This is a genomic window from Flavobacterium suaedae (assembly GCF_014642915.1).
GTDB lineage: Bacteria > Bacteroidota > Bacteroidia > Flavobacteriales > Flavobacteriaceae > Flavobacterium > Flavobacterium suaedae.
In genome coordinates, this window is the sequence record NZ_BMJE01000002.1 from 23873 (window position 1) to 36959 (window position 13087).

The 13087-nt window shown below is 35.5% G+C and carries 8 protein-coding genes; 3 read left to right on the top strand and 5 right to left on the bottom strand.

The features are described from left to right. Positions 1-43: 43 nt before the first annotated feature. Positions 44-1690 carry a hypothetical protein gene (locus IEW45_RS03115; protein ID WP_188619782.1) on the top strand — a complete coding sequence of 549 codons (1647 nt, stop codon included), beginning with the start codon at positions 44-46 and terminating at the stop codon, positions 1688-1690. Positions 1691-1770: 80 nt separating this feature from the next. On the opposite strand, the gene IEW45_RS03120 is transcribed toward IEW45_RS03115, so the two are convergent. The 5 genes from IEW45_RS03120 to IEW45_RS03140 all read right to left on the bottom strand — a co-directional run bounded on the left by IEW45_RS03120 (position 1771) and on the right by IEW45_RS03140 (position 10556). Further along, entirely contained in the window at positions 1771-5037 is a 3267-nt protein-coding gene (locus IEW45_RS03120; protein ID WP_188619783.1) for a collagen-binding domain-containing protein, read from the bottom strand. A 321-nt stretch (positions 5038-5358) separates the two neighbouring features. Then, positions 5359-6411, bottom strand: coding sequence for an Omp28-related outer membrane protein (locus IEW45_RS03125; protein ID WP_188619784.1), 1053 nt, complete (start codon positions 6409-6411; stop codon positions 5359-5361). A 41-nt stretch (positions 6412-6452) separates the two neighbouring features. After that, complete coding sequence (locus tag IEW45_RS03130; RefSeq protein WP_188619785.1) at positions 6453-7205, bottom strand: T9SS type A sorting domain-containing protein; 753 nt, start codon at positions 7203-7205, stop codon at positions 6453-6455. A gap of 101 nt (positions 7206-7306) precedes the next feature. Further along, positions 7307-8812, bottom strand: coding sequence for a T9SS type A sorting domain-containing protein (locus tag IEW45_RS03135; protein WP_188619786.1), 1506 nt, complete (start codon positions 8810-8812; stop codon positions 7307-7309). 265 nt (positions 8813-9077) lie between these two features. Beyond that, positions 9078-10556 carry a TlpA family protein disulfide reductase gene (locus tag IEW45_RS03140; RefSeq protein ID WP_188619787.1) on the bottom strand — a complete coding sequence of 493 codons (1479 nt, stop codon included), beginning with the start codon at positions 10554-10556 and terminating at the stop codon, positions 9078-9080. A gap of 286 nt (positions 10557-10842) precedes the next feature. Here IEW45_RS03140 and IEW45_RS03145 point away from each other — a divergent pair, with 286 nt between their 5' ends. Both IEW45_RS03145 and IEW45_RS03150 read left to right on the top strand, forming a co-directional pair. After that, positions 10843-11319 (top strand): TlpA family protein disulfide reductase, encoded by a 477-nt coding sequence (locus IEW45_RS03145; RefSeq protein ID WP_188619788.1) that lies wholly within the window; start codon positions 10843-10845, stop codon positions 11317-11319. Positions 11320-11322: 3 nt separating this feature from the next. Further along, the gene (locus IEW45_RS03150) at positions 11323-13008 is read left to right on the top strand and encodes a DUF6029 family protein (RefSeq protein WP_188619789.1); all 1686 of its coding nucleotides are present in this window, start codon (positions 11323-11325) and stop codon (positions 13006-13008) included. Positions 13009-13087 lie beyond the last annotated feature (79 nt).

Consider the following 13087-nt stretch of genomic DNA (forward strand, 5'->3'; position numbering starts at 1 on the left):
ATTGTTTAGCTTAGTAGCTACTAATTTATTACAACTAAAAATTATGAAAAAAGCCGAGTCCTTATCTGCGGATTTATTGATTACTGAGAGTCTTAGCAGTAGTCTTTTTCAGGAAATAGCAAACGAACTGGAAACAGGAGTTGCTGCCCCTGATGCTAAACTTGTAGAGTTTAAAGTAGAGCAAAAAATTACCAATCTTGATGCCAGTGCCGAATTTAATTTCGGCGGGTTTGTAAATTCAAACTCTAAGGTAAATTCAATGAATACCAATTATACCGCAGCATTGCTTTCGGATAAATACCAAACCATTACTAATGCCGATGGAGAGGTACTGATTTTAAAACGTTACGGTATAGGTTTCTCTTTAATGTTGGAAGTTAAAGATGTTGAAACTAAAATAAACGCAAACTATGGTGTGGTTGCAGCAGCGGGAGCATTAAACCTTTCTAAAGTTGGTTATAAAATATCAGTATATGGCGTACTGTCGCCACAACTGGTGCAGTACTTACCAAAACAGGAGGGTGATTTTACAAATGAAGTTTTCGGTCAGATTCAAACATTTTTTGAAAAAGCAAAAGAGCATATTGGTGATATGAGTAACTCATCTTTATATCCTATAGAGGTGATTAAAAGTTCTCAAATGAAACCTGAAAAAGATAATATTAAGTCAATTTACTTTGCCGCTAAAGCTGTGGCTTCAGGAGAAAGGCTTGCAGATTGTATAAAAAGGTATCAGTCTAAAAATCTTGCTGTTGATGATAATGTAGTACAGTTTATATATGATTATTTTGGAGTTAAAGATGCCTATGTAACACCCGGAGTTACACAAAAGCAAAATGCTGCAAAATGGCTTGCGGGACAATACAATAAAATTGAGAGGACACCTCTTGAGGGAAGTTGGGTAGAGATTGACTCTTCTTATGTTAACAGTATTGACCAAGATAGTGAATATAAACCTCACCCTGTTCCTGCTGACTGGGCTACTGTAGGTAAGGTGCTGGAAGATGAAGCGTTTGAGGTAAGTGCTAATTATTCTTCTGAAATAAAAATAGCAGCAATGCTTAATACATCTTCTAAGTTCAATACTTATACACTAGGCAGACGCATTGTGCATTACCTTGATACCTCCGATAACGCTCCTGCGGGCAGTAAAGTAATGGAAACCCGTTATGGTGTTGGTATAAGGGTATTACTGAAAATTTCGGGTGTGGAGTTTGGTACAGAGATTAGCTTTGCTAATATTGGTGCAATAGCCGAATTGAATTTAGGAAATGTAGAATACGAAATTTCAGGGATAGGAATTAATGATGTTGAATTGGTTAAGTTATTGCCTGTGCCGCAGGATATAAATCAGAATACTTTTAATGAAATAAATAAAACGATTGAAGATTTAAAGACTAAAATATCTGAACTGGATCCTGCTGATTTTGAACCACAGGCTTTACGTATAAGAGTAGAAGAGCCTGAAAAGGTAGACCCGACTTTAAAAGCACAGGCTGCAGTATTAGCATACCGAAATATTGTAGAGAAAGAAAGGCTTAACGAAACGCTTAGTAAAGCTAAGGCATTAGGGTTACCCGAAGAGCCTATTAAAGAAGTTTACAAAGAACTAGACATTGAGGGTAATGACAGACCAAGACGATCTGATAAACTTGAAGCAAGGGACTGGCTTGAGTTTGATGAAGAGTAAGTAGAATAATTTGAACTATTTGTAAATAAAAAAGAGCTGCCATTCGGCAGCTCTTTTTATATTATAATACAATGTGTTTATTATTTAAACACGATTTTAGAAGTTCCGAAATCCATTGTAGGGCTTGTAATGTTAAGGAACATTAACCCTGAAGGAACATCAAAATTAAATTTGAACTCATTTCTTCCTTCCTGTAGTTGTACAGGTGCATTGTAAATAAGTTTACCTGTTATATCGTGTAGCGTTACATTAGCTGTTGTAGCACTGTCACTATACAGTAAGCAGTTTACAGTACCGAAAGATGGGTTAGGGTACACCATAAACTCATTATTCATATTGTTTAGTAGCTCTTCATATCCTTCAGGAGCTGATTTAGTAAACTTCACATTCTCTATAGTTAAGTCAAGGTCGTTTGTACCTGCTTCAACCGGTAGGAATGTAAAGGTAATTGTTGTTAAATCATCGGCTGTAATTTCCTGATTTGTTTTTGTAGATGTAAAGAAGCTGAAAGGAACGTAATACGTTTGTTCTTCTTCTCCTACATTAATAAGGGCTCTATACTGGTGTGTCCACTCTTCTATAGATGATTTTACTAAACCTAACTCAAGTAATCCGCTTCCTTTTGCTGTGAACGATAAGTATCCGTATTCTGTATAATCAGCAGAAAGATTACCCGGTAGTAATGATTTGTAAAGCGTTAAGTAGTCATACTCACTATGTGCTTCCAGTTTTACATTTCTGTTAACCGGCATTTCATCGTCTTCATATACTCTTTCAAAATCATTGTATACAGTATAGCCGTTTATAGTAGTATAGGTAGCATCATAATCTAAGCCCCAGTTACCATCAGCATGATAAAATGCATCCTGAATTTCACCGTCTACTTTTATTAGACCATCATATTCGTAACCATCTTTAATTTCAAGTCTAACGGTTTGCTCTAATTCAGATTTGAATGGGTTGTAACGTAAAGCAAAACCATTAGTTTCACTATATACTTCATCCATTGTTATCTCTACACTTTTAGATTCTTCTGTACTTTTTAGTTTAAGTACCATATCTACACCGTCTCTCGAAACTTTCGCAGCGTATGTTTTAGGTAACTTTTGCACTTCTGTTTGTTCAATAGGTGCGTAAGCAGCTAAATTGTCAAGTATATCTTTTACCAGTTTGGTAGTGTTTTCAGGAACAGTAGCCCATACCTGGAAGTTATATACATTGTTAGAAACGTTATACTGGTTTACGTACCAGTTTGTTTGTAATGTGTATTTGTTTTCGTTGTTGTTTTCACCAATAGCGAAAGAAATAGCATATTCAGTAACTCCGTTACGTTGCTTAATAGCCTGCATTAAGAAGTTGTAACCTTTTACCTGAACTGTTTTTACATTTAGTATTTCAGCTCCGCGAAGTCTGTCACAAGATGCCTTAGTGTGGTTATATACTTTATCTACTGTTTTAACACCTAAAACAACAGCTTTAGTTTTTCCGTCTAATGAAAAGTCAACACTTAAAACTTCCTGAGCAATAGTATAATCTAAAATATCAGTAGGAGAAGTGATATTACCAACGTTACCCGGTGCTAATTGAGCAGGGAACATATCTAAAAGTGTTTGTCCGTTACCCGAGCGTGCTGCATATTGAGTAGTCATACTACTTTTGTTGTATATGTTAGCACCGCTTTTAGTAAAGGTAGTTGGTACGCTCTTCATTTTTCGCTGTACATATCTTTTAGTAACAGCATCACCTAAACTTTCACTTTCTAAACCACCATCGTTACCTGTATTAACATCTTCTGATGCTATTACTACAGGCACAATTGTAGTTGTTTCGCAACCGTTGTTATCAACAGCGCTTACAATAACTTCATAATAACCTGCTTGTGTAAACTCAAAGTTTACTGTGCTTTGGTTTGCATGTAAACCTGAACCTTGTCCAGGTAATGTCCAAGAGTAGCTGGTAAAATCAGCACTGTTAGTTAGTGTAAATTGTTTTGTTATAGAACCTGAACCTGTGCTTGCTGTAGTTTGTGTAACTGTTGCATTTGTAGCTTCATTAACTACTACTTGCATTGTTTCATCATCAGAACCGTAAGTGTTAGTAGCCGTAAGTTTTACCGTATATGTTCCTGCTGTAGTATATGTTTTTACAGGAGTCATATCGGTACTTGTTGTACCGTCACCAAAATCCCAAGAATAGGTTATTGGTGCTTCCGGTTGTGCAGCACCACCCGTGTTAGAACCATTGCTGAATTCAAATGAGTTACCTGCTAAACACTGCGTAGTATTGTTTACATTAAATACAGAAGTAGGAGGTACGCCTGCTACAGGAGCACAACCTGTTATTGAAGGAGCGAATTTTGCATAGTGAATTTCGCCACCGCTTTGTAATAACGACTTACCAATAACCTGACCTTCTATGTTCGATTGGTTAACAGTTTTGGTTATATCAGCAAAAGGAGCGAAAACAGTACCCTCAATAGTTGAGTTTCCTGCTATATTTAAAGTATTAGTGTTGTAGAAGTTATATAAGATGTAAGGACATTGGTAGAAACCAATTCCTGCCTGATTCCAAACGTTCCAGTTAAATGTACCCGGAGCATCTACATTTATAATTAATATTTTTGATGCACTCGGTTGTTGGTTGTATGTAAATACCTGAACGTTGTTTAGGTCTGCACCTGTAACATTTAAATAGTTTACACCATTTTGCAGGTTTATTTTAACCTGATTGGGGAGGTTAGTGTTGGGTATTGACTGTCCGTTAGGGTTAGTTAGCTGTGCATTACCGGAACATTGAGAAATACTTAATGAAGTAGCTCTCATTTCCTGAAACGCACTGGCAAAGTCTAATAAACCTGATTGGAAAACAGGGTTATTGTTTACGCCTACACCTAGTTGGTTAGAATTAGCCTGAAGCATAATCTTCGGAGAAGAGTTATAGTTCGAATTAGGTGTAATTCTGATAGGTGAAGCAGCGTTGTTCTGGTCGTAATACCAAACGTTTGACCCTGTTCCGTCACCTATTTTCACGTAGGCATTTTGGTTAACCTGTAGTGCGTTACCGGACTGGTAGTTAACTTTACCGTTAACAAGTAAGCCAATTTTAACACCGTTTACCATAAAAGTACCGGGATCATGGATAGAAACCTGATAGTTTCCTGCAACTGTTAAGTCACCACCGCAAGCAACAGGACCTTCAGTCTCGTTGGTTACAAGAGTCATGTTGTTTTCTGTAAAGACATTGAAGTCTTTAGCCGGTGTAGTAGGGCTCTGGCTGTGGGCTATGTTTGTAGCCGACAGGAATATTGCTGATATAGCAACAGTAAGTTTAAGTATTTTATTTAGCATATAAAGGGGGATTTAATAAGTAAATAATTTTGCGCAAATGTAATAAAAAAAGACTTATAACTTGTGTTATTATTTATTTGTTTTAAGACGTAAATTATTTTTTATGTATTGGTTATGAGTTTTTTAGTTTAATTTTCTATGTAATAATATATCTTTTTTCATCTGAAAAAATAGAGTACAAAAATAACTATCATATTCTTATTATGATTTATGAAGTGTGTAGAATTAATACTACAAGTACAATCTGTATACAATTGTATTAATATAAAAAGCCTTTACAGCAATGTAAAGGCTTTTTAATTTTATAAAATTTCGAGTTTTTTATAATTCTTCAAACTCTTGTACTTCATTAGGGTGTGCACTCCTAACATTTAGTGCATTTCCTTCTGCATCGGTAACAAAAGCAACAAACTCTATGTTTCCTGTATTGGTTATATTTTCAGGAATTGATATATTAAATGATTTTGTATATACGTTTAATATTCCTGTCTCGTTGTTTGGTATAATTTCTCCCATTAAAGGAGTTAGGCAAGCTCTAAGTACATGGTTGTGTTCAAAATCTACTATAGGATCTTCACTGTTATAGTAAGTCGTGTAATTATGTTGGTCATATATTAAACCGTTTTCTAAAACATACACTACCAGTTTAAGCTCATTACCGAAGTCTTTACCAAATTTTACATTAACATCAAGAGTTATGTCATTACCGCTAATTGCAGTATTCATAGCTACTCCTAATTTAGGGTTTTCGCCTTGTGTTAGTGCTATTACCTGATTAATGTTATTAGGTTCCGGGTTATCCCATTGTGTAAGGCGGTTTAATAAACCTTTAGGATACCCGGGAATATCTATGTAATTTTCTAGTTCCGATGAATCAAAATTATACGGGTCATATACAGGACTGGACTCGTTAGAACTAGGTCTGTGTATGGCTACTGCCACAACATCTTCTGTTTGTTGATGTACCAACTCAATACCATAAGCAACCCTAGGGCACCATCCGCACCAAGTACCGGTATAATCTTCAATTAATACTCTTTTTCTGAAGTTTATTCCTGTTCCGTCATGAAAGTTAATAACTATAGGGTCAGCTTCTACTTCAAAATAAGTAGCGGTAACTTCATAATTACCTACAACATCAGTTGTAAATGTATTACCTTCAATTTCCTCGCCATCTACAAAAAATACAGTATCATCGGTAAGGTCATTGCCTTCATTGTCTTTAACAGTAAAAGTAATAGTTTCATTTATTACTTTTACAGAACTGTCTGCTGTTAATATTATATCGCTATAGGAGTTTAATATGTCGTAATTTTTACTACAACCGACTAAAGCCAGGCAAGCGATAAAAAGCAGTATAAGATTCTTTTTCATTTTACATCAACATCTGATTGGTTATACAAAACAGTCTTTGATTATTTTTTTACAATTTTTACTTGAGACGTTCTATTATCCTCAGTAGTAAATTTAGCTATGTAAATAGATGAAGTTAGTGCAGAAAGGTCGATGGTTTGATAACCGTTCTTTATTGCAGCAGCTTGTACTTTTTTACCATTAAGGTCAAATATTTCTACATTAGCAGCTATAGAAGAGTCTAACTGTAAAGCATCTGTTACAACTGTGTTTTTTAAATTAATACCAAGGTTAGAAAGTCCTTCTATATCATTAACTCCTGCTGTAGGGTTGTATACGTAAGAAAAGCTAAGTAAAGTGCCAACTTCAGTACCATCTGAAGTGAATTGTACTAGAGACATATTGTAAACTACGTTTTCGCCTGCAGTATCTCCACCATAACCACTAGCAAAGTGGTCATCAATATGATTAGTTCCTCCCGCTGTTATTTTTCCTTGTTCTAGATTACTAGGTACAGAACTTCCTTCTGACACGGAGAAGTAACATTGTTCTCCAAAACAAAAGAAAATAAAGAATTCGTTTCCGGCAGCATTTTCCATAGAGTCCATTCTTAATCTAACATATATATCGTCGTTAGTAAGGTTGGTAACTACAATAGGCATATATCCATCTTCTCCTTCATCAGTATTTAAAGAGTTAGTAGTGTAAGTATAACCGTCAGTTATTGTAACACCGTCTTTCCCTGTAACGCTTACTGTTTGTGCCTGTACAGCAAAGGTTAACATTGCAGCTGCAGCTAGTATAAATTTTTTCATAATGTTAAAATAGAGTTTGTGTATTTAATTAAAAAGGCTATTGGAAGTAAATAAACTTACTTCCAATAGCACCAAATATAAATTATTATTTTTTTACGCGATTACTTTATTACAAGTTTTAGCGTTTTTTCAGCAGTATTCTCACCAGTTACTTTTGCAATATATACACCTGGCTGAAGTTGGCTAAGGTTCATAGTATCTCCGTTATTAATACCTTTTTGAGTGTGAACAGTTTTTCCTGTTACATCAATTACAGTTACATCAACAACACTTTGAGTTGCGAAGTTAAATATACCTGTTGATGGGTTAGGGTATATAGAGAACTCATCAGTATTAAATTTCTCAGCATCCAGCTGTCCATTAGTTTTAAATGTAGCTTCTTGAATAAATACTTGACCAGCAAAGTCTCCGTCACTTTCAAATAATGTTGTAGCTCCGTCCGCAGTTTCAAATATAATTCCGTGAGGTACGTCTGGTCCTGATTCATTGTAAGTCCACCCGTCTCCATAAGAATCTGTCATTGCTACCATATAACAGTCAATATCTTCTAAAGTTACTACATATTCAAAAGTTTGCTCATTATCTGCAGCAGTATAGTTTGGTGTATTCCATACTATATTTCCTGAACTGTCAAGTATATAAGCTTTCATTTCATTAGCCCACTCATCAGTGTGGATAGTAACTTTAATGTTTTGATAGCTGTCTACAGAAGCATTAGGAACTACTGTAAAGTTTTCAGAAGCTAGGTTTTCAGGAATTGTAGCTACAGGAGTCTCACCATTTACCTGAGTTAACTCTACTTGATATTCAGCACTACCGTCAAGTTCTACGTTTTCAAAAGCTACAGTTTGTGCTTCGAATAAACCTAATTCTACAGTAAATGTTTGAGTATCTACAACTGTACCGTTCTTTTTAAGGTCAATAGTAGCTGATGTTACGTTACTACCAAAACTTGTTAAGTTAAAGTTGATGTCTCCTGTGCTTTCACAGTATCTTGCATCTCCCGCCTCTATTTTAGCCCAGTTTTCAACACCTTCAAGCTGAGTACATGCTCCGTTGATGAATTGTGTAAGTTCTGCAGGTGTACCTCTTTCAATTTCGGTAACTATTCCTGGTTCACCCACACCTTGTGGGCATATAGCAAACATAGTTGGGTATCCCGGGATATCGTATTCTGCACCAACATTATCGTTATTTATTATTGGATATGGAGTGCCTTCTGTCCAGTCACCTAGTGGGGCCGGTGGAGCCGGTATACCTGACGGTAAATCCTGAGGTAAATCCTCGCCGAAAATTTCACCTTCCGGAGTTCTCCAGTCAGATTCAATATAAATTACTGCGATTTCATCACTTCCTTCCGGACCATAGGCATGGTAAATATCAGAAAGGTAATGTGTGTTGTGAAAACTCCAACATGGACCACACCATGCAGCAGACATATATACTACTACTGTTTTCCCTTCATCAAGATAAGCCTGTAATGATATCTCTTCTTGAGTTACTACATCTGTTCCGCTAAAGTCAGGAGCCTCACTCCCGTCAGCTATCTGTGCATTAGCTGAAAAACCTGCTAAAGCAAGCAATCCTAAAAGTAAAGTTTTTTTCATTTTTTCTAGAAATTAGTTGTCTTAATTTTTATGTAACGTTTTTTTTATGAAATGTTATATTTTTAACTAATTATAAAAATATAGTTCATTTTTATCCGAAAGTATATAAAATAAGTTTATTTCCAAAATTTACATTAAAAATTTTAGTTAATTAACATTTTCTAGTGTTAATGCGGTATTTAGGCTATTTCCCTATGGATATAGTAGGGTTTTATGTAGATGTTTATTAATTCGTTAATGTGTTTAGTTAAACTAAAAATAAATATTATTTAATGATTAGTTTTTCTGTTTTACTGCTGTTGTTACTTTCTATTTGAGCAATGTATACGCCTTTTTGTAGTGTGCTTAAATTAATACTGTTGCCATTATCAAGTTGTTTACCGCTGTACACCGTTTTGCCTGTTAAGTCTGTAATAGTTATAGCAACAGGTATTTCGGTTTTAACGTTGAATATACCGTTAGAAGGGTTAGGGTAAATTACAAATTCATTACTTTTGATAGTGTTTGTAGATAGTACCCCGTTAGTTTTAAAAGCATACCTTTCATTTAACACATCACCAAAATCATCTACTTTAATACGAAGAACCTGATTTCCGTTTCCGATAATTTCTATTCCCGGCTCTATTTCTCCTAAGTCAGTATTCCAGCCATCGCCAAAATCATCATAAAGGTTGATGTGGAAACACTCTTGTGTTCCTTCAGGTATAATAACATTATAATATTTAGCTGTTAAACCATCGGGACCTCCGCCTCCTGAGTTGTTTTCGTTGCCGGGTTCATACTCGTCACTTATAAGTATTTCCTCGTTACTGTCTCTAATGTCCCAACTTATTTCTCCGGGGTAGTAGTCAGTATATACTATTATAGTTAAGTTGTTTCCTGCTTCTGGAGTTTCTTCAAATACAATAGTGCTTTTTTCAAGAGGTCCGTTAAAAACTGAACCACCATTAACCTGAGTAATCTCTACAGTATAGTCATGTGTCGAATTAAATGTAATATCATTAAAAGAAGCGGATAAACCTGTAAAAGCCTCGATTGTTTCTTCAGAGAAAGTTTCCGAATGGATAGTTGCTCCGTCTTGTTTAAGAGAAACTTCAATACTATTTATGTCATTAGTTCCATAGTTCGTGATCTTAAAATCAACATCATTTATACCTGAGTTATCGCACACTCTCATGGAAGGAGTTGTTATCTCTGCATGGTTTTCAATTCCAGTCAAATCGCCATTACATCCTGAAATCTGTCCTATATAATGTCCGCGTGGGTCAGGGTTTGAAGCAGGACCCTGTATATGGAACTGAGATCCGTCAGGACATATTTTTATCCACGAAGGATACCCGTCTACAGGATAATAATACTGTATAGTGTGATCGTTAATAATTGGGTAAGGGGTTCCTTCAAGCCAATTTCCTCGGCTTGCTGTTGTTAATCCTTTCAAATCATCCATTCCGGTACCCGGGTCGCATTCAATAAATAACATTACTATCTCATCAGACCCATCAGGACCGTATGCCTGGTAAATCTCTGAGAAGTAATGACCTGAATGGTAGCCCCAGCAAGGAGTACACCAAGTAGCAAAGAAATCAAGTATTACTGTTTTTCCATCATCAAGGTAGTCTTGCAAATGGTGCTCGTTGCCATTTATATCGGTAGCTGTAAAATCAGGAGCAGCACCTTCAATAGGTATTTGGGCGTTAACTGTAGAAAAAGTTAAGATAATCAGCAGGAGGAATAATTTTTTCATTGTTAATAGAGGTTAAAGTTATTGGTTTTTGTTAAATAGGTGATTTATATTTAAAGTATATTGATTTTAGTTAAATTATTTTCCGAAAGTATGTAAAAATATTTAAGTTACAAAATGTTTAAGTTGTACTTATACAGTGTTTTACCTCGCTAATTAGCTTTTCTCTATAGATATAATAGGGTGTTTAAGGCTTTTATTTTTTTAAAGAAAAAAGGATGGATAATGTCAAAAAATTTTTAATATTGCCGAATAACAACACATTTATTAAAAACATAACTAAATTATAATGAAAAAGATATTCATACTTTTCTTGTTTTTAAGTTTTTCAGCTTTTGCTCAAAAACAAATGCCTAATGTTACTATAAAGTCAGTTAATAATAAAAGGTATAACGTTAAAACCGATTTTAGTGAAGAAGATAAAATATACGTTTTTGCTTTTTGGGCTACATGGTGTGCGCCATGTATTAACGAGCTTGATGCCATAAAAGAACATTACTCAGAATGGAGTAAGGAACTGAATATGGAAGTTGTGGCGGTTTCTATAGACGACTCCAGAACACAAAGAAGAGTAAAACCGCTACTTAACGGTAAAAACTGGCCTTATACTATACTTATAGATAATAACCAGGATTTAAAAAGAGCACTTTCTATAGTAAATGTGCCATATACTGTAGTTGTAAAAAACAAAAAAGTAGTATATGTACACAATGGTTATAGCCAAGGAGCAGAAAACGAGTTATATAACAAACTCAAGGAACTATAGAAAATGAAAAGACTATTACTGCTGCTTTTACCTTTAGCAACCGGGGTTTTGTATGCCCAGGAAGAAGAGGAAAAAGAAGAGGTTAGGATATACGGTGGTTTCGAATCGAACACGCAATGGTATCTTAATGATGAAGGGAGAGGTATTGAACAACCGAGTAACCCAATACGTTCTAACAACTATTTTTTAATAAACTCTCAATACAGTAATTTCTCTGCAGGCTTTCAGTTAGAAGTATATGAAAGTGATGCATTACTGAATTATAATCCCGGTTTTCATGATGGGGGTGTAGGTACGTATTACATGAGCTATCAGACTGAAAAGCTGGAATTGACTGCCGGTTATTTTTATGAACAGTTTGGTAGTGGTTTACTACTGAGAGCATGGGAAGACAGAGCTTTGGGGATTAATACAGCATTACGCGGAGGACGTGTAATATACAGACCGAGTTATAATGTAAAACTTACAGCATTATTCGGTCAGCAACGTACAGGTTTCGAGGTGTCAGACGGAAGAATATACGGTTTCGATTCCGATTTTAATTTAAGTACATTATTTAAATTTGAGCAAACTGACCTTTCAGTTGGTGCTACATATGTAGGGCGATATGAAAAGTTAAACATGCCAGACCCGTCTTTTAATGAATTAACCAGTGCAGTAGCAGGTAGAATTAATTTTATACATAATTCATTCTATGCCTCAGGAGAGTATAACTATAAAGAAGAAGACGGTGTACTTGATGTACAAAACCGTATAAACAATGAGTTTGTTAAGCCCGGTAATGCTATATTGCTAAACTTTGGTTATACGGGCACAGGTTTAGGGATAGATGCTACTGTAAGAAGAACGGAAAATATGAGTTTCCTTTCGGAAAGAGAGCCAACTTTTGTTGATGCAACTTCTTCGAGCCTTAACTATAACGACAAGGTATTAAACTTTGTTCCTGCCTTAACTAAGCAGCACCACTCTAATCTTGCTAATATTTATGTATATCAGGCACAAAATAAAGTTGATTTTGTAGACCAAGGTATAATGAAAGCAGGAGAAACAGGAGGACAAATTGATATTTTCTACGAATTTCCGAAAGAAACAACATTTGGGGGTAAATATGGTACTAAGTTAGCCTTAAATGCTTCCAGCTGGTATAACCTGCCGGGGCAATATCGTTATGCGCCTGCGGATTATGATACTGACTTTTTCGGTGTAGGAGAGAAATACTTTTCTGATTATAACATTGAGATAAAGAAAAGACTTTCTGAAACATGGCTTACTAATTTTTACTACATAAACCAGTACTACAATACACAGTGGTTACAAGGTGGTGAAAAAGTAAAAAGTAACATTGTTACGGGAGAAGCCATTTATAATTTTGATACCACAAAGTCTATACGTGTTGAAGCAGAACACATGTGGGCTGATGCTGACAGAAAAAACTGGGCAGGAGGTACTGTAGAGTTAAACCTTAACGATAAATACTCACTGTATGTTTGGGATATTTATAATTATGGTAATGATGATGAAGATATGCAAACACATTACTATAATGTTGGAGGAGCATACAGGCATGGAGCTACACGTATCGCAGTAAACTATGGTCGCCAGCGTGGTGGTCTGGTTTGTGTAGGAGGTGTATGCCGTTTTGTCCCCGAAAGTACAGGATTTACACTTTCACTAAATACAGCGTTTTAAAGAGTAACTAACCAAACACCATAAAAGTCCTTATTACTTCGGTAGTAAGGGCTTTCTTTTTTATTATACTTTGTAGCTG